This window comes from Streptomyces sp. 8N706, assembly GCF_052245415.1.
Classification (GTDB): domain Bacteria; phylum Actinomycetota; class Actinomycetes; order Streptomycetales; family Streptomycetaceae; genus Streptomyces.
This window is the reverse complement of sequence record NZ_JBQQBW010000064.1, coordinates 1-18,056: the sequence shown is the minus strand read 5'-3', so window position 1 is coordinate 18,056 and position 18,056 is coordinate 1. Positions and strand designations below refer to the sequence as shown.

Sequence of the window (18,056 nt, the reverse complement as noted above, 5' to 3'; positions counted from 1 at the left end):
CCGCGGCCGAACAACCCGTGGCTGCCACCGTGGCCAAAGGCTCGTCGCCGAACACCGTGGCCGGTGGCCGAACGCCATGGCCGAGAGCTTGTGCCCCGGACGGCGTCGTGCGCATCGCCGGAGCGGGGACAGCCCTCGGCCCCGTCCCGTGGTGGAACACCCCCGGTGACCTCGACCAGGGTGCCTCCCCTCGGCGGGCCTCCGCCACCCCGCCCGCCATCACGTCGCCGGGGCGGGCCGTCGACACCCCCGGCGCTCCGCCCCCCTGGGTAGGGCGCGGTGGGCCCCTGCGTCGTACGGCGCGAGGCGGAGCCCGCGAGCCCGCTGTCCGTGAACGCGCGGGCGGCACCGGGCCCGGTGCGCCCGAACTCCCGGACCGGGGCAAAGGAACCCGTATCCCCCGGACACCGTCTGGCAGAGCATCAGATGTCCTCGGGGAAGGGTTCGGTTTTCGACATGGACAGGCGAACGCTGCTGCAAGCAGGCACCGGATTCGCGGCCACCGCCGCCTGGCTCGTCGCCTGCGGTGACGCCGCCGGACAGGCGTCTCCTAGCCGGCCCGGGCCCTCCGACAGACCCGGTCCGGGCTCCGGCGGGACAGCGCCACGCACCCGTGCCGCCACCGGAAGCGGAGCGGCCGCCGGGAAGGGAGCGGCCGGCGCCGCCGACTGGTCCGCCCTCGGCCGCGGCCTGGACGGAGGCCTCGTACGGCCCGGCGACGCCGACTGGTCCGCGGCTCGCCGGCTCTACAACACCCGCTTCGACGGTCTGCGCCCCGCCGCTGTCGCCTACATCGCGAACACCGCCGACGCCGCCGAGTGCCTGGCCTTCGCCCGCCGCCACTCCATCCCCGTCTCGATCCGCAACGGCGGTCACTCGTACGCCGGTTGGTCCAGCGGCAACGGCCGCCTCGTCATCGATGTCTCCAAGCTGGACCGGATCACCTCCGGGAGCACCGCCACCATCGGCGCGGGCGCCAAGCTCATCGACGTCTACACCCGCCTCGGCGCGCACGGCCTCACGGTCCCCGGCGGCTCCTGCCCCACGGTCGGCATCTCCGGACTGACCCTCGGCGGCGGCCACGGCGTCGTCTCCCGTGCCTACGGCCTGACCTGCGACAGTCTCGTCGGTGCCACGCTCGTCACCGCCGACGGCCGGACGCTGCGGTGCGACAAGGAGCACCACTCCGACCTCTTCTGGGCCCTGCGCGGCGCGGGCAACGGCAACTTCGGCGTCGTCACGGAACTCCGTTTCCGTACGCACCGGACGCCGGAGGCGGCCAGTGCCCACCTCAACTGGCCCTGGGCCAAGGCGGCAGCGGTCATCCGCGCCTGGCAGGAATGGGGGCCGGCCCAGGACGACGAGATCTGGTCCGCCGCGCACCTCAGCGCCGCCGCGGGCGGCACCCCGCGGGTGACCGTCTCCATCTTCTCCCTCGGTACGTACAGCGGGCTCAAGAACGCCGTGGACCGGCTCGCCGACCGCGTCGGCGCCCCGGCGTCCTCGGTGTCGCTGCGCCGCCGCGGCTACCAGGAGGCGATGACCGGCTACGCGGGCTGCTCGACGTACACCACCGACCAGTGCCATCTGCCGGGCACCACACCGGGCCGCCGTCCGGGCGGCGTGCTCAAGCGCGAGACGTACCTCGCGCGCTCGGATTTCTACGACCGCTCGCTCAGCGCAGAGGGCATCCGGGTCCTGATCGACCGGACCGAGCGCTACAGCAGGGTCGGCGGACGCGGCTCGGGCAGCATCCAACTCACCGCGCTCGGCGGGGCGGTCAACCGGGTCGCTCCCGGGGCGACGGCGTTCGTGCACCGCCGCTCGCGCGTTCTCGCCCAGTACGTGGCCGCCTACCCCGCGGGCGGCAGCGGGTCCCGGCAGTCGGCCTGGCTGGACGGTCTGCACCAGGCGATGCGGCGGCACGCCTCGGGCGCGGCGTACCAGAACTACACGGACGCCAAGCTCAGGGACTGGCGCCGGGCGTACTACGGCTCCGCGGCGGACCGGCTGACGCAGCTGAAGAAGAAGTACGACCCGGACCGGCTCTTCGACTTCCCCCAGGCTCTGTGAGCTGGGCGACCGCGCAGGGAAGCTCCTGCGGCCTCCGCGTACGGGGGCGGCAGGTTCGGCCTGCGTGGCTCCGGACAGCTCAGCCGGTCGTTCAGCCAGTGCAGAACCGGTGCTCGACCGATGCTCGACCCGTGCTCATAAGGGCGCTCATCAGGGCCCTTCAGCCGTGTGCCCGGCCGGCCGCTCAGGCCGCGAGGCCCTTGTCGCCGTCCGCATCGCGGGGCTCTGGCGCCGTCCCGGGACCGTCCTCGGCCCCCGGCCCGGCCCCGGCCCCGCCCTCGGCCTCGGTCCCCGGCTCGACCACCGGGGCGGGCCCCCCGGCCTCCACGGCCCGTGGAGCCGCCGGGCTCCGGACCAGGGGCCCGAGGCGCGGTGAGTCCGCCACCGTCCGCGTCAGCGGGGTGAGCAGGGCCATGGCCGCCGGGGCGAGCAGCAGCACGACCGCCGTACCGAGCGCGAAGCCGCCGACGACATCCGTCGGGTAGTGCACACCCATGTAGACGCGGCAGAAGCCTTCCAGGAGCGCGAGCCCGATGCCCGCCAGCCCGAACTTCCGGTCGGCGACGAAGAGCCCGGCCCCGATGGCCATCGCCATCGTCGCGTGATCGCTGACGAAGGAGAAGTCGGTCTTCCCACCGACCAGGACTTCCAGACCCCTGTGGTCGCGGAAGGGTCTCGGTCGCTCGACGAACCCGCGGATCGGGATGTTGATGAGCAGCGCGATACCCGCGGCGAGCGGCGCCCAGACGAGAGCGGCCACAGCGGTCGGTGCCTCGGGGCGCCTTCTGACACTCCACCAGCACCAGGCCACCAGCGACAGCATCGCCGCCATGATCCCGTACTCACCGGTCCACTCCATGACCCGGTCGAACCAGCCGGGCGCGTCCACAGCCAGTCCGTTGATGTCGTAGAGCAGGGTGACGTCGGGGTTCGACCCGGTCGATTCGACTCCAGCCATCTGGCGCGGCCCCTTGTCTGTGCTCGTACGAAACGTCTGTGCTCGTACGAAACGTCCGTGCTCGTACGAAACTGCTGAGAATCCTCGCGGTCTCCTGAGGTTCTGCGTCCCCAGTCAAGGGAACGTCAGGTTCCCGTACCTGCGTGCCGCTCTCCACCGAAAGATCACCAGGACGTTATCCAAGGGTGATCCATCGTCGCAGCTCAGGGGGCGACTTCACGCTGAGTCGCAGACGAGTTCCGGACGAGTTCTTGACGAGAGCTCCCCCCGGACTCCGCCCCGGAGCCCTCCCTGCCTCGGTGGACAGCTTTACGCAGCACCGGCCGAGGGCAGTGCCTTTGCGCCATCCTCGGTGACCCGGGTCGCCCCGAAATAGTCCGGTGTATCGATCTTGTCGAAACGGATCACGGCTCCGGTGTACGGGGCGTCGATCATGTAGCCGCCGCCGACATAGATCCCCACGTGCCGGATCGCCCTCGAGTCGGAGAGGTCGTCCGAGAAGAAGACCAGATCGCCCGGCAGCAGCTCGTCCCGGGCGGGGTGCGACCCGGCGTTGTACTGGTCGTTCGCCACGCGCGGCAGCTCGATGCCGACCGACGCGTACGCCGCCTTGGTCAGCCCGGAGCAGTCGAAGCGCCCGCCCTGCTCCGATGTCCCCGTCCCGCCCCAGAGGTACGGCGTGCCCAGCTTCTTCTGCGCGTAGTAGATCGCCCCTGCCGCCTGGCGCGACGCCGGCACCTTGGCGACCGGCGCCTCGAAGCTCTTGGCGAGGGTCGTGATGATCTTGACGTAGTTCTGCGTCTCGCTGATCTGCGGCACCCCGCCCGCCCGGATGACGCGATACGCCCCGGCGTTGTAGGACGCCAGCATGTTGGCGGTCGGATCGCCCGGCACATCCTTGACGTACCGCGCCAACTCGCAGTCGTACGACGCCGCGGACGGAATGGCGTCCTTCGGGTCCCAGACGTCCCGGTCCCCGTCCCGGTCCCCGTCGATACCGTGCGTCGCCCACGTCCCCGGGATGAACTGCGCGATGCCCTGTGCGGCGGCGGGGCTCTTCGCACTCGGATTCCAGCCGCTTTCCTGGTACAGCTGCGCCGCCAGCAGCGCCGGACTGATGGCCGGGCAGAGATTGCCCCACTTCTGCACGAGCGGCTGGTACGCGGCGGGCACGGACCCCTTCGCCAGACCGGCCGACCTCCCCGCACCTCCGGCGAGATGCGACGCCACCGTGTACGTACCGATCACGAGGAGCCCGAGGAAACAGAGACACAGCCCGACCCCGAGCGCACCGGCCACCCAGAATTTCCGCACTCCCCAACCCTCCCCCATCCGGGCCTGGTTCACTGCCTGTTTTTGCGCCGCCGTCCGTTCGCCTGCCTTCGGTGGAGCCACGACCGGCCGCTGGTGGGCGCTCGGGCTCGGGCCTTGGCCTGGGCCTGGCCGAAACCTTGCGCTGCCCCAGTGTCGTGTGGCCCCCGCCCGAGGGCCTGGCCGGATGGACCACCCCCACACCACCCGGCCGAGCAAGGCCAGGGCGGTGGGCGTGCCCGAGGGGAGCGGCGGACTCCTGAAGGCGTAAGGCTTCCACGGGATCCGACTGTGTCACAGCAGGGGACCGGGATGTACGGCGAAGAGCTGACGTGTGATCAATGACGCGCTCGGTATGCCGCGCTGGCACCCTCGGCCCAGGAATGCGACGAAGGTACGGACCAGGCCCTCAGCGGATGCTCCGTCAACCACATTGCTGCATGTCATCCCCCGTGATACATACAGGGACGGTACGCCCCAGCACCGCTCCCGCCGGGCCCCTTCCCGGGACCGTGACCGGAGACACGCACGGGATCCGCCAAAATTGGCCTCCAAGTCGTCATGCGTTGGCGGCATTGTCGGCGAAGATAGGGGCCGGCCCGCGCCATGCGGCAGGGCGTCGTACAACTACCCATTGAGGGGCGGTGAGTTCCACATGTTCCTGGCAGCCGAAAAGGGCGACATCACCACCATCATCGGCGGCATCGCCCCGGACTGGGGGCCGTTCGGAAGCCTGGGCAACGAGGCCCGCGTCATGATCGAGGTCGTGATGGCAGTGGCGATCCTGCTCTGCCTCGGCATCGCGATCTGGGGCGCGGCCAAGCAGCGCATCGGCGCCACGGCTCTGCGCGACACCTTCAGCGCCGAGCAGGGGAAGGGCCTGATCGTCGCGGGCCTCACAGGTGTCTTCATCATCGGATCGCTCGGCACGCTGTTCACCATCGTGTACGGCATGGCCGTCTAGCCTGCCTGCCGGCATCCGCGTCCCTGGTGGTGAGCTGCGGCGGCGCATGCGGGTCCGCGAGCGCCGCGCCGCCGCTCGGCGCTACGGCCCTAGGGCGTGTTTCTGGCACGCACGCTCGCTGCGTTGTCGGGCTCGTCCGAGTACGCCCAGTACGAGGACGACCCTCCGCCTTGCGATCGCACGCACCAGCCGCCGCGACCCCCGCCCTTCGGGCGGACGGCGCTACTTTCGAAACACGCCCTAGGTGAGTCCATGAGCCATGTGCCCATGAGCGAGGTGAGCATGAGCCATGTGCCCAAGTGAGGTGCCCATGGGCGAGGTGACCGTGAGCGAGGTCGTGAGCGAGAGGAACGGCCTCGAGTGGATCCGGGCCTCGGACAGCTCCGAGGAGCACTGCATCGAGGTCGCGGCAGGTGAGGGTGATCTCATCCACATCCGGTACTCCGACGATCCGGACACCGTCGTGACGACGACGGCGGCCAAGTGGCGGGCGTTCGTTCTGGGTGTCCGGAACGACGAGTTCGACCACTTCGTCGAGGGCGCCGCGCCACCGAGGACTGAGGGCTGAGCGCGAAGAAGGCCGCGGTGCTCACGCCCGCCCCCTCGGTGGATCAGTCACCGGGGGATGCCTCCGTCGCGGCCGTACCGCTATCGCAGCGGTACCGCGGGAGCCGGCGGGTCGCGACGGGGAAACCGAGGGGGCCGGGGAGCGGGATCTCCTCACCGTACTCACCATGCACGGTCCGGTGATACGCGGTCCCTCCAGGCTCCGTGTACAAGGCCCATACGCCCTCACCAGGGTCGACCAAGAGCAGCGCGCGCACACGGCAGGCGGCGTACCGGCCCAATCTGTCGATGACTTCCTGCTGCCCGGCGGTGCTGGGGACCACCTCGGCAACGAGTTCAACATCGTCCGGATGAATCAGCATCTCGTCCGAATCGAGGAACCCGAGCGCGCAGACGGTGAGATCAGGGGTCACATAGTTGTCGAAAACGCCACTCCTGTCCTTTCCCTTGGCCTCCGCCCTGACCTTCTCCCTGGCCCTGTCCGCGCCCCTGGCCGCCCAGCCGCCTGTCCCACCTCCGCCGCCAGCTCCGGTTTCGGCTCCCGCTCCGACTTCGCCCGGCATCTGCACGGAGGCTCCCTCGGCTGCGATCAGTCCCACGGGCAGCCGCGCTCCGATCGCGGCTGCGAGCGTCCGTACGCTCCCCACGTGCTTGCCGCACCGGGGAGGAACGGCTCCTGGCAGGACCACCTCCACGCTCAGGCCCGTGGCTTTCGTGAGGACTTCGGCGGCGGCGCGTAACGGTCCGGGCCCCAGCCGTACGGGCCGTACGACGCTTCGCTTCCGCCGGATCCACGGTGTCACTGGACGCCCTCCTCGAGCTGGAACCAGAGGGACTTGCCAGGACCCGGCCCGTCCAGACAGATGCCGTAGCGATCCGCGAACTCTGCGATGAGGCACATCCCGCGGCCGTGTTCGGAACAGGTGGCGACGCTCTGCACCGCCGGTACGCCGGGGGCGGCATCTCTGACGTGAATGCGGAGAGGACCTGTCGCCAGCCATTCGCCGTAGAGGCTGATGGGATGCGGGCAGCCGTACGTGGCACAGGCGTTGATGGCGTTGGTGACGCCTTCGGAGGTGAGGAGGACAGCGAGTTCGGTGAGCGAGGGCTGTTTGACGGTGAGTGTCGACGTACGAACGGTCTCCCGGCACATACGGACCCATGCGGGATCAGGTGGAAAGGTGAGCGAGAAGTTGGGAACAGGCGTGTGGAACATGGGGCCTCCGAGGTGTCGGGGGTACCGCTCACTCGCGCGGGGGCGTCGGTGGCGCGATGACGGACCTCAACGGACCGGACCCGCTGCGGTGGCGATGCCGCAACCCGCCTCCAAGCGAGGGCGGGCGTGGTGCACTTCCGATTGATCCGGTCCGGGCGCTACGAGTGAGAAGGTACGGCACACAGAGTTGCATCCTGATACCTTCTGTGGGCTCTTCGTTCCATCGGGTGACAGGCCCAGGCATCCACACCACGAGACGGACTCCGCTGCTAGGAGAGCTCCATGGGACTTCGAACCAACCCAACGCAGCGACAGCGCCGTTTGGGATACGAGTTGCGTAAACTCCGCACGGCCAGCGGAATGTCAGCAGTTGAGGCCGGTGCTCTCGTCGCCCTGGGCGGGCCTCACCTCAGTCACATCGAGGGCGGTCGGACCGCCATTCCCGAAGCAAAGCTACGCACGCTCGCCCACTCATACGGATGCAAGTCTGAAACCTATGTCGAAGCACTTGTTGCCATGAACGAGACCAACAGGCGCGGCTGGTGGCGTGAGTTCATCGGTGATGTCGACGTTCGCGCGCGTGACCTTGCCGAGTTGGAGTCGATGTCCACTTCGTTCAGTGGCTTCGAGGTCGTACACCTCCCAGGCCTGCTCCAGACACCCGAGTACGCGAGAGCACTCATCGAAGCGGTCAATCAGGACACCAAGGCGGTGCAGCGCTTCTACGAGTTCCGGCTCAAACGACAGGAGATCTTGACTCACGATCCCGCGCCCAAGTACCACGCGATCATCCACGAGGCCGCTCTCCGGATGAACTTCGTCGATACGGAGGTCCTGCGCCGTCAGATCACCCACCTCATCGAGGTGTCACGGCTGCCACATGTCACCATCCAGATCGTTCCGTTCCGGGCGGCCGGGCCTCTCCCGGCCGTAGGCGGACCCTTCGTCGTGTTCGGAGGTGACGACCCCACGCTCAACACGGTCTACTTGGAACACGACGCAGGTTCGGTCTTCCTCAGCGACGTGGCCGACCTCACCCGGTACAACGAGATCTTCGACCGGCTCGTGGCACTTGCACTGCCGCCCCTTGCCTCGGAATCCGAACGCAAGTACGCCTCACAACGAGATTCGCTTAGCCTGTTGCAGCATCTGCTGTACATCCTGTGAGGGGTATCTGTGATCGGTCTGAACTGGCAAAAGTCCTCCTTCAGCAGCGGCGACGGCAACACCAACTGCGTAGAGCTCGCCACCGGGCCCACCGGCGCTCTCCACCTACGGGAAAGCGACGAGCCCACCGCGATACTCACGACTCCTCTCCCGGCCGTACGGGCCCTGCTCGGCCACATCAAGGCCGGAGACCTGGACTTCGGCGGCGAGCGTTGATCAAACACCACCGGTGGTGAGCCGAGCCGGCGGGACCGGCGCGACGCCTCCGGCCATCGCGGCCTTCACCTAGCGAGCCTGTGTACGGTCGGACTCGCAGCAGGGCGACCTGGCACATCCGCGCCATGAAGCCTCAGCTGGCCCCGAGAGCAACGAAGCCCTCCGCGGCGTGGTGCCCGGCCTGAACGCCCACGTCGCCACCGGCTGCTGGAGGGGACGTCTCAAATTGCAAGCTGCCTGTCCACAGGTTCCCCGCACGGGGGGCTGCACCGCTAACGTCGTGTGAGGAGACAATGCACGGACGACTGGCGCTGGTTGAGCAGCGAAAGGGCAGGGGGCACGCGCGGCATGACCATCGGCGGCGATGATTACGACGAGCGAGAGAGGGCGGGCACGAGCTTGGCACCGGGCGGCCGTCAGACTCGTACTCGCTTGCCGGACGGCGGAGCGTACGCTGCCGGACGGCGCGCTCGAGTCGGCACCCGGCCGTCGAAGGGCATGGTCACGGTCGTGGGTGTGGTGGTGCTGCTGATCGCGGCCATCGCCTTCGCGAACCGGGGCGGCGGCGGGGACTCCTCCGACGCGGGCTCGTCCGGCAGAGGCCCGCAGTCGCAGCCGACGGCCCCGACCGGCGAGAAACCGGTCCCGGGCTCGGACGGCGGGATCGCATCAGGCTTCCCGAAGACGGAACAGGGCGCGCAGAGCGCGGCGGCGAACTACGCGGTGGCGCTGGGAGGCGACGGGATGTTCAGAGCGGACACTCGTCGCCAGATCGTGAGCGCGGTCTACGCACCTGATGTGGCAGCCGCTCGCCAGGACGACCTCGACGACGTGTACTCGGGCAAGGACTTCCTCAAGGGCATCGGGCTCAACGCCAACGGCAATGCTCCGGACGGGATGACCTTCGTATCCCGGACCAACCCCGTGGGCACCAAGTTGGAGCAGTTGAAGGGCGACAGCGCCAGAGTGTCGGTCTGGTACTCGACACTGTTCGGGTTGGCCGGTGAGGGCTCCAAAAACCCGGTCGCCGAAAGCTGGTACACGAATACGTTCCAGATGAAGTGGGTCGGCGACGACTGGAAGATCACCGACTTCCAGCAGAAGGACGGGCCGACCCCGGTCGGCCGGGACCAAGCCGCCTCGTCGGCCGAAGACATGGCCGATGCCGTCCAGGGGTTCGGAGGGTTTACCTATGCCCGCTAGTCGTCACCGCCGCGCCCTCACACTCGCGGGTGCCGTGACAGGCATCCAAATGGCAGCCGTTGTCGTGTCGGCACGTGCCTTCGCCGCACCATCGCCGAGCCCCTCGCCGAGCAACGACCCCTGCGATCTCATTCGTGGCCCCGCCAAGGAGTACTGCGAACGCGGCGACCAGGACCCCAGCGAGGTCGGTGGCGGCGGTGGGGATCCCCTGAAAGACAATCCGCTAGACCCCCTCTCCTCCCTCGCCAAGGGCTGTGCCGACGCCGCCTCCTGGATCATTGGAAAGCTGTCCAAGGCGGTCAATGAGACCACCGACGTCGACTTCACCAACGACGCCTTCCTCCGCCAGTACGCCGTCGTCTTCGCCGCCTCCACCATCCTCACCCTGCTCCTCTGGCTGCTCGCCGTGGCCAAGCGCGCGATCCGGGGCGTTCCGCTCACCGAAGCGATCACCGAAGCCGTGGGGTTCCTCTGGCTGACTGTCCTGGCCTCCGCCTTCACGCCGCTGATCCTCTACACGATCGTCTCCGCCACCGACGGCGTCACCGAAATCATCGCCGCCGGTACGTCCTCACAGACCGAGACCTTCTTCGGTTCGTTCGCCGATGCCCTGCAGAAGGGCGATGACATCGGCGGCGGCCCGATCATGCTGATCGTCGTCAGCCTCGTGTCCGTTCTGGCCGCCGGTGTGCTCTGGCTCGAGCTGGTCATCCGGGCCGCACTGCTCTACGCCGGGGCTCTGCTCGGGACCGCCGTCTACGCGGGCCTGGTCGACAAGAACATGTGGGGCCATGTACGCCGCTGGGCCGGGATCATGATCGCGGTGATCCTCGTCAAGCCGGTCATCATCATCGTGCTCGGCCTCGCCGGGGCTCTCTCCGCCTCCGAGGACGGCCCGGACGCCTTCTCCGCTGTCGTCTCCGGTCTAGCGATCGTCCTGCTGGCGATCTTCGCCAGCGCCATGATCTACCGCTTCGTCCCCGGATTCGGCGACGAGATCGCGGGCGCCCGCAGCAACCGCAAGGCCGCCACGGACGGCAGTCAGGCCGCCGCCGTCATCTCCTCCCCCGCCGCGCTCGTCAAGCAGGGCATCAAGACCCACAGCAGCCGCGGCGGCGGAGGCGGGGACGACGGCTCGTCCCGGTCGTCCTTGCCCGCCCAGCCCAGCGGCGTGTCCGGCGGGGTGGCCGCGCACAGCTCCCGCGGCAGTTCCTCCCCCTTCAGGACCAACGGCGGTAACGGAAGCGGCGCGTCCGCCCCCGGGCCCCGTACGCACGACCGCGACGCCGGTAACAGCAGCAATTCCACTGGAGGTGAGCGGCGTTGACGACCCAGTCCCAGCCGATCGCGCCCCGCCGTACGTATCTCATCGGCCGGGCCCGGCCGAATGCGATCATCGGCAAGAACCGGGAGACCGGCGAGATCGCACTGATCATCGCGGGCGCGTTCCTCGGCATGATGTGCGGACTGCTCGTCCCCGTCCTGTCGCTGCGCATCGCCACACTGACGGGCTTTCCGGCGCTGGCGCTGGCCGCCGTCTACGTGCCGTACAAGCAGCGCACCTTCTACAAATGGTTTGAAATCAACCGCTCGTACAAGCGGTCCCTACGCCGGGGCACGGCTTACCGCTCGGGCGCCGCCGAGGCCGGTACCCGGCTGGACGGGCGGGAGGTCGAGGTCGGGCCGCCGCCCGGTATCGGGCGGATCAGCTGGCTTGCCGCCCCTTTCGGTCCCGATGAGATCGCGGTGCTGCTGCACGCGGACCGCCGCACCGTCACCGCCGCGATCGAGATCGAGGGACCGGGCGTCGGGCTCCGGGACAGCGAGGACCAGGAGGCGCTGGTCGACCGGTTCGGGACCCTGCTGAAGCATGTCGCCAACGGAGACGGCTTTGTGACGCGCTTGCAGATGCTGGCCCGTACCCTCCCCGCGGACCCGGACGCGCACGCGAAGGACGTGGAGCGTCGTGGTGACACCAAGGCCCCCGCGTGGCTCCAGGACTCGTACGACCAACTGCAGTCGATGGTGTCCACCTCCTCCGAGCAGCACCGGGCCTATCTGGTCGCCTGTATGCACTACACACGCGAGCTGGCCGCCGAGGCGCACGCAATGGCCCGGGCCACCCGGCAGGGGCGCGGCAGGCTCGACAAGGACGCGGGCCTGGCCGTGGTCATGGCGCGCGAGCTGACCGACATCTGCGCCCGGCTCACGGAGGCCGACATCCGGGTCCGCCAGCCGCTCGGGCAGTCGCGGCTGTCCTCACTCGTGCACTCGATGTACGACCCGGACCACCCGATCGACCACATCCAAGCGATGACACAGCGGAACGCCTGGCCGGCCGAGCTGGACGCGATGGAGCCGACGTACCTCCAGGCGAAGACGCGCGAGTCGACCACCCGCGCGCCCTGGTGCCACGCCACGGCATGGGTCAAGGAGTGGCCGATGACCCCCGTCGGGGTCAACTTCCTGGCGCCACTGCTCGTCCACACCCCCGATGTGATCCGTACGGTCGCGGTCTGCATGGATCTGGAACCGACCGAAATTGCCATCGAGCGGATGCTGACGGAGAAGACGAACGACGAGGCTGAGGCCTCGCGTGCGGCGAAGATGAACCGGACCGTGGACCCGCGGGACATCGCAGCGCACGGTCGGCTGGACCAGCGCGGTGAGGACCTGGCCAGCGGCGCGGCAGGCGTGAACCTGGTCGGGTACATCACCGTCTCGTCCCGCAACCCGGAGGCTCTGGCCCGGGACAAGCGGACGATCCGCGCCTCGGCGGGCAAGTCCTACCTCAAGCTGGAGTGGTGCGACCGCGAACACCACCGGGCCTTTGTGAACACGCTGCCCTTCGCGACCGGCATCCGACGATAGGGGCTCCGCCGTGCTCGATCCGCTGACCGCCGTGACCGAGGCGTTCACCAGCTTCCTCTTCGGGAAGGTGGAGACGACTCGGCTGCCGGTCCGTACGTCCACGGGCCAGGCGCAGGCCGTCTACCTGCCCACAGCCGCCCCCGGTCTCGGCGACTCCGGCGTGATCATCGGTCGCGAGGTGTACTCGGGCAAGGGCTACATCTACGACCCCTTCCAGCTCTACGGGCAGCAGCTGCCCGCCCCGCACTGGCTGGTGCTCGGCGAGTCCGGCAACGGCAAGTCGGCCCTGGAGAAGACATACGTCCTGCGGCAGCTGCGCTTCCGCGACCGGCAGGTGGTGGTGCTGGACGCCCAGGGCGAGGACGGAGTCGGTGAGTGGAACCTCATCGCCGAGGAGCTGGGGATCACGCCCATCCGGCTCGACCCGATGGCCGCCCTCGACGGCGGAATCCGGCTCAATCCGCTCGACCCGTCGATCACCACGACGGGGCAGCTGGCCCTGCTCCGTACGATCATCGAGGTCGCGCTGGGGCACGGGCTCGACGAGCGGTCCGGCTTCGCGCTGAAGGTCGCCCACGCGTACGTCAACGAGACCATCACGGACCGACAGCCGGTGCTGACCGACATCGTCGAGCAGCTACGCCACCCGGAGCCGGAGTCGGCCGAGGCGATGAACGTCGCCGTGGAGGACGTACGAGCCTGGGGCCTGGATGTCGCCCTGGTGCTGGACCGGCTGGTCGACGGTGACCTGCGGGGCATGTTCGACGGGCCGACGACGGTAGGGATCGATCTCGACGCGCCGCTGATCGTCTTCGACCTCTCGCACATCGACCGCAACTCGATCGCGATGCCGATTCTCATGGCGATCGTGGGCGTGTGGCTGGAGCACACCTGGATCCGCCCCGACCGCAAGAAACGGATCTTCCTGGTCGAAGAGGCCTGGCACATCATCAACTCGCCCTTCGTGGCCCAACTGTTTCAGCGGCTGCTGAAGTTCGGCCGCCGCCTCGGCCTGTCATTCGTCGCCGTCGTCCACCATCTCTCCGATGTGGTCGACGGCGCGGCGGCGCGGGAGGCGGCCGCGATCCTGAAGATGGCGTCGACACGGACGATCTACGCCCAGAAGGCTGACGAGGCACGGGCCACGGGGCGGGTGCTCGGGCTGCCCCGCTGGGCCGTGGAGATCATCCCGACGCTCACCCCCGGCATCGCGGTGTGGGATGTGAACGGCAACGTCCAGGTCGTGAAGCACCTGGTGACGGAGGCGGAGCGGCCTCTGGTCTACACCGACCGCGCGATGACGGAATCCTCGATGAGCGATGAAGCGCTGGCCGTGGAGCGAGCAGCCGAAGCGGAGGCGGAGGAGCGCGCGGCCAAGGCGATGGAACAGCGGCTCGCGGACGAGTCGACGGTGGCCTGACGTGACGTCCGCGGCGAGAGGCAGGGACGCCAGGGAGGGGCACCGGCAGGAGCGCGGCATTCCTGACGGTTTGCTCGTCGGGGCCCTGGGCTTTCTGCTGGGGCTGACGCTGTTGGTGTGGACGGCAACGGGACTGTCGGCCCTCTTCGCCCGGGGTACGTGGCCGAAAGGCATCTCCTTCACGCACACCCCGCTGGCCATGCGCCATCTGGTGGCGAACCCCCATGACCTGGCGGCCGCATGGCCGGAGGCCCCGGCGGACGGGCTGTCGGGGTACGGGCTGTTCTGGGGCGTACTCATCAGCGAGCTGATGGTGCTGTTCGTGCTGTCGGTGTTCGTGATCGGTGTGGTGACGCGGTGGCGTGCCCTCCGCCGGGCCGCTCGCCTCACGCATGATGCCGCGCGGACACCAGGCCCTGGTGACAGCGCGATGGGGCCGCGGGCCACCGCCACCGAGGCGAGGCCACTCGAGGCGGGACCGATGACCCCGGGGCACGCCGGGGCCGGACCGGTACAGACCGGGCCGGTACAGGCCGGGCCGATCGAGGCCGGGCCGGTACAGGCGGCGGACGCGGCGACTGCTCGACTTGGAGCCGGACCCACCGCCGGTACGGGAGCTGCCAAGCCCGGAGGCATGGGGGTTGCCGGGCCTGGAGCCACAGGGACGGCCGCGCCAGCAACCGACGCGGCCCTTCCCGCTACGGGAGCCACCACGGGCGTCCACAGCCCGAAGGGCGACCCTGCGGCGAGAATGCCGAGGAACGGCTTCGGCATCCCTGGCGAGAGAACCACGGGCGGCCCTGGAACGACACCGGTCCCGGCCGCGGGACCGCCACCGGGTACCGTCGGCGACGCACCCGCCATCGCGGCGTACGGGGCACCGGCACGGCCGCGGGCGGGGGACACATCCCCTCCCGCGGGCGGACCACCTGCCGCCGACGCACCGCCTGCCGCCGACGTACCGCAGGCAGCAGGCGAACCACGGACAGTCGATGTACCGGCAGCCCTCGACGTACCACCGACAGCCGCCGTACCAGCGGTACTGCCCGGTCAACGTCATGCCTCGGGCCTCCACTTCACCGGTCCCCGCGACGATCACCACACCGCCCTCGCAGTGCAGGCGATCCTCGCCGCCGACGGGCCCGTCCTCGTCACCACGTCCGAACCCGCCCTGTGGACCGAGACCAAGGGCGCCCGCGCCAAGCTCGGCCCCACACATCTCTACGACCCCAGTCATCTCCTGGACACCCCCGCCCGGCTCCGCTGGTCCCCCACCGCCGGCTGTGAGTCCCGTGACATCGCCGCCGCACGCGCGACCGCACTGCTCGCACCCGTACGGCCGGTTCACGCACTCGACTCGGCCATGGCGGAGGCGGCGGCGACCCTGCTTCGCTGCTGGCTGCACGCGGCGGCTGTGGACGGGCGGCCGTTCCGGGAGGTGCACCGCTGGGCGTCCGGCAGCGCCGCACACGAGCCCGTGCGGATCCTCCGTACGAGTTCCAAGGCCGCGTCCGGTTCCGCCGGCGAGCTGGAGAGCACCCTCACCGGGCATCCCCAACGCCGCGAGGTGGCCCAGCAGCTGACGGCCCGTGCGCTCTCCGCCCTCTCCTCGATCCACATCAGGGACGCCTGTAATCCCAAGCGCGCCGATTCGCTCGCACTGGAGTCATTCGTCGCCGAAGGGGGAACGCTGTACGTGGTGGGCGAAGCGATCGAGGATCCGCGGACCCACCCGGGTGCGATGCCGCTGCTGACCGCACTCGTCTCAAGCGTGGTCGAGCACGGCCGCCGCATGGCCGAACGGTCATCCGCCGGCCGGCTCGACCCACCACTCTCTCTGATCCTCGACGACGTGGCCGCCGTGGCACCACTCCCGCAGCTCCCGGAACTCCTCGCCGGGGGCGCGGCACAGGGGATTCCGACGCTGGCACTGCTCCGCTCCGAGGAGCAGGCTCGGGCACGCTGGCCGCACCGGAATCTGGTCACCTGAGGCTTTCGGCCGTCCTCAGTCATCCGCGGTCATCCGTACGAAGCCGCCGAAGCACCTCCGCACGCAGGCGGAACCCCTCCACGCACCGGCCTTTCGAGGCACGTCGAAGCTCCTCAGGGCCTCGGCAGCACCATCTCGTACTCCAACTCCTCCGGGACGGGCGGGAAAGGCATGGTCTCACCGGTCAGGGTGAAGCCGAGCCGGTCGTAGAAGGCCTGGGCCCGCGGGTTGTCGCAGTGGACCCAGAGCCGGATGCGCTCGGCCTTGGTGTGCTCCCAGGTCCATTCGATGGCCGCCCGGAAAAGCTGTTCGGCGACGCCCGTGCCCCGGTGCTCCGGGCGTACGTAGACGCTCACGAGATGTATCTGCGGTGGCGCGACCCCGTCTTTGCCGAGGCCGCCGAGCGCACCGTCGGGCGGCGCCGACCGGCCCGTCTCGTCGAGCAGGGCCAGCATCGCGACCCAGTGGCCGGCGTCATCCGCCGCGATCACACTTGTCGCGAGACCGCCTTCGGCGATGGGGGTGGCACGCCCGCGCCAGAAGTCATCGGCCTGTGCTGCGCCCTTCTCGTACGTATCGACGAAGGCCACACGGGCCACCGGGTCGCGCAGCGCGGCGAGCCGCAGCTCCTTCAGCTCGGCCCAGTCCTCGACGCACACCGTACGGATCGCATAGCCCATGCCTTGATGCTCGCACGAGGCAGCGCCGCGCAGCCCCCGGGACAGCCGAGGCCGCCATCGCCGTCGCGGGCCCAGGCGCCCGGCTTCCACCGGGGAAGACTCCGGTCGTGCCCTACGTGACGTACGACGCCGCGACGACGGTGGTTGACCGCGAGGGCGGCCGGTTCTAGCCTCCCCACCACTTGTCCGAGAAGCCGGGTGGACTCCGTGGCCGACCGCCGTCCCATCGCAGTGATCTCCATGGGGGCCGACACCGTGAGGGCGGCCCTGACCTCCGACATGCGCCACCGGCTGGCCGCGGTCGTCGAGCTCGCTCCGGACCTGATCGCTGCGGAGCCCCCCGCCGCGTACGGCAGAGAAGCGCTCGCGGATACCGACATCCTCATCACCGGGTGGGGCTGCCCGCGCCTTGACGCGTCCGCCCTCGACCAGGCGCCGCGGCTGCGCGCTGTCGTGCACGCGGCCGGCTCGGTCAAACATCTTCTCTCCCCCGAGGTGTGGGAACGCGGCATCGTGGTCTCCTCCGCCGCCGACGCCAACGCCGGGCCCGTCGCCGACTTCACCTGCGCCGCGATTGCCTTCGCCGCCAAGCAGGCGCTTCCGACCGCGGCCCGGTACGCGATGGGTTGGCCGACCGTGGCGGAGCGGGAAGGGGCCGACGGCCGCACGGTCGGCATCATCGGCGCATCCCGGATCGGGCGGCGTGTCATCGCCCGCCTGGCCGCTCACGGCGCGGGCTATCGCATCCTGCTCGCCGACCCGTACGTCAGCGTGGCGGAGGCCCAGGAGCTCGGCGCGGAACTCGTTCCGGTGGACGCGCTCTGCCGCCACAGCAGCATCGTCAGCATCCACGCCCCCGAACTCCCCGAGACCCGGCACCTGCTCAACGCCGAGCGGCTGGCGCTGCTCCCCGACGGCGGTACGGTCATCAACACCGCCCGCGGTTCGCTTGTCGACACCCAGGCGCTGACCCACGAATGCGCCACCGGTCGGCTCGCCGCGTACCTCGATGTCACCGACCCCGAGCCTCTGCCGGCAGAGCACCCCCTGCTTTCGCTGCGCAACGTCCTGGTCACTCCGCATATCGCCGGTGCCCAGGGCAGCGAGGTAAGCCGTCTGGGTGCCTACGCGGTCGCCGAAGTCGAACGGCTGGTGCGGGGTCTCCCGCTGCTGGGTGAGGTGACGGCAGCGGATCTGGCCCGCAGTGCCTGACCGGCTTCGAGAAAGCCAAAGGCTTTGACCTTGAATGGGAAGACCACGGTCATGGGTGAGATCGTGAAGGAACCACAGGGTCCTGAACGCAGAAATGCCGCAGTCCCCGGGATCTCACGATCCAGGGGACTGCGGCCAACAATTGTTCGGCGGCGTCCTACTCTCCCACAGGGTCCCCCCTGCAGTACCATCGGCGCTGAAAGGCTTA

General features: G+C 69.5%; 16 protein-coding genes and 1 rRNA gene. 11 read left to right on the top strand and 6 right to left on the bottom strand.

All coding sequences use genetic code 11. The features are described 5' to 3' along the window. Positions 1-456: 456 nt before the first annotated feature. A complete protein-coding gene (locus ACTWQE_RS22200) occupies positions 457-2,073 on the top strand; it encodes an FAD-binding oxidoreductase (protein ID WP_443330769.1) in 1,617 nt (538 codons plus the stop codon). 184 nt (positions 2,074-2,257) lie between these two features. Here the strand turns inward: ACTWQE_RS22200 and ACTWQE_RS22195 are convergent, their stop codons facing one another. Both ACTWQE_RS22195 and ACTWQE_RS22190 read right to left on the bottom strand, forming a co-directional pair. Beyond that, positions 2,258-3,031 (bottom strand): phosphatase PAP2 family protein, encoded by a 774-nt coding sequence (locus ACTWQE_RS22195; RefSeq protein ID WP_443330768.1) that lies wholly within the window; start codon positions 3,029-3,031, stop codon positions 2,258-2,260. 309 nt (positions 3,032-3,340) lie between these two features. Next, positions 3,341-4,345: a C40 family peptidase gene (locus ACTWQE_RS22190; RefSeq protein ID WP_443330767.1), complete on the bottom strand. Its 1,005-nt coding sequence runs from the start codon at positions 4,343-4,345 to the stop codon at positions 3,341-3,343. Between the two features lie 652 nt (positions 4,346-4,997). Here ACTWQE_RS22190 and ACTWQE_RS22185 point away from each other — a divergent pair. Together ACTWQE_RS22185 and ACTWQE_RS22180 are read left to right on the top strand one after the other, a co-directional pair. Continuing rightward, entirely contained in the window at positions 4,998-5,306 is a 309-nt protein-coding gene (locus ACTWQE_RS22185; protein WP_093658653.1) for a hypothetical protein, read from the top strand. 310 nt (positions 5,307-5,616) lie between these two features. Further along, positions 5,617-5,874 carry a DUF397 domain-containing protein gene (locus ACTWQE_RS22180; RefSeq protein WP_443330766.1) on the top strand — a complete coding sequence of 86 codons (258 nt, stop codon included), beginning with the start codon at positions 5,617-5,619 and terminating at the stop codon, positions 5,872-5,874. Between the two features lie 43 nt (positions 5,875-5,917). Here the strand turns inward: ACTWQE_RS22180 and ACTWQE_RS22175 are convergent, their stop codons facing one another. Further along, on the bottom strand, positions 5,918-6,472 hold the full coding sequence (locus ACTWQE_RS22175; protein WP_443330765.1) for a Uma2 family endonuclease: 555 nt from the start codon (positions 6,470-6,472) through the stop codon (positions 5,918-5,920). Positions 6,473-6,672: 200 nt separating this feature from the next. Then, positions 6,673-7,089: an ATP-binding protein gene (locus ACTWQE_RS22170; protein ID WP_443330764.1), complete on the bottom strand. Its 417-nt coding sequence runs from the start codon at positions 7,087-7,089 to the stop codon at positions 6,673-6,675. 282 nt (positions 7,090-7,371) lie between these two features. On the opposite strand from ACTWQE_RS22170, the gene ACTWQE_RS22165 reads away from it, so the two are divergent. The 7 genes from ACTWQE_RS22165 (at position 7,372) to ACTWQE_RS22135 (ending at position 15,956) form a co-directional block, all read left to right on the top strand. Next, the gene (locus tag ACTWQE_RS22165; protein ID WP_443330763.1) at positions 7,372-8,256 is read left to right on the top strand and encodes a helix-turn-helix domain-containing protein; all 885 of its coding nucleotides are present in this window, start codon (positions 7,372-7,374) and stop codon (positions 8,254-8,256) included. A 9-nt stretch (positions 8,257-8,265) separates the two neighbouring features. After that, positions 8,266-8,472 carry a DUF397 domain-containing protein gene (locus tag ACTWQE_RS22160; RefSeq protein ID WP_443330762.1) on the top strand — a complete coding sequence of 69 codons (207 nt, stop codon included), beginning with the start codon at positions 8,266-8,268 and terminating at the stop codon, positions 8,470-8,472. A 348-nt stretch (positions 8,473-8,820) separates the two neighbouring features. Next, positions 8,821-9,675: a hypothetical protein gene (locus ACTWQE_RS22155; RefSeq protein ID WP_443330761.1), complete on the top strand. Its 855-nt coding sequence runs from the start codon at positions 8,821-8,823 to the stop codon at positions 9,673-9,675. Then, positions 9,665-11,002: a hypothetical protein gene (locus tag ACTWQE_RS22150; protein WP_443330760.1), complete on the top strand. Its 1,338-nt coding sequence runs from the start codon at positions 9,665-9,667 to the stop codon at positions 11,000-11,002. The genes ACTWQE_RS22155 and ACTWQE_RS22150 overlap by 11 nt, the downstream gene beginning before the upstream one ends. Next, the gene (locus tag ACTWQE_RS22145) at positions 10,999-12,546 is read left to right on the top strand and encodes an SCO6880 family protein (protein WP_443330759.1); all 1,548 of its coding nucleotides are present in this window, start codon (positions 10,999-11,001) and stop codon (positions 12,544-12,546) included. Before ACTWQE_RS22150 ends, ACTWQE_RS22145 begins: the two co-directional genes overlap by 4 nt. Before the next feature lie 10 nt (positions 12,547-12,556). Continuing rightward, a complete protein-coding gene (locus tag ACTWQE_RS22140) occupies positions 12,557-13,966 on the top strand; it encodes an ATP-binding protein (protein ID WP_443330758.1) in 1,410 nt (469 codons plus the stop codon). 1 nt (position 13,967) lies between these two features. Further along, the gene (locus ACTWQE_RS22135; protein WP_443330757.1) at positions 13,968-15,956 is read left to right on the top strand and encodes a hypothetical protein; all 1,989 of its coding nucleotides are present in this window, start codon (positions 13,968-13,970) and stop codon (positions 15,954-15,956) included. Positions 15,957-16,069: 113 nt separating this feature from the next. Here ACTWQE_RS22135 and ACTWQE_RS22130 read toward each other — a convergent pair whose 3' ends face one another. Continuing rightward, positions 16,070-16,636, bottom strand: a complete 567-nt coding sequence (locus tag ACTWQE_RS22130) for a GNAT family N-acetyltransferase (protein WP_443330756.1) — start codon at positions 16,634-16,636, stop codon at positions 16,070-16,072. Positions 16,637-16,876: 240 nt separating this feature from the next. Between ACTWQE_RS22130 and ACTWQE_RS22125 the strand changes: the two genes are divergently transcribed. After that, positions 16,877-17,848, top strand: coding sequence for a hydroxyacid dehydrogenase (locus ACTWQE_RS22125; RefSeq protein ID WP_443330790.1), 972 nt, complete (start codon positions 16,877-16,879; stop codon positions 17,846-17,848). Positions 17,849-17,992: 144 nt separating this feature from the next. On the opposite strand, the gene rrf is transcribed toward ACTWQE_RS22125, so the two are convergent. Continuing rightward, a 5S ribosomal RNA gene (gene rrf, locus ACTWQE_RS22120) occupies positions 17,993-18,056 on the bottom strand; the annotation flags it as partial.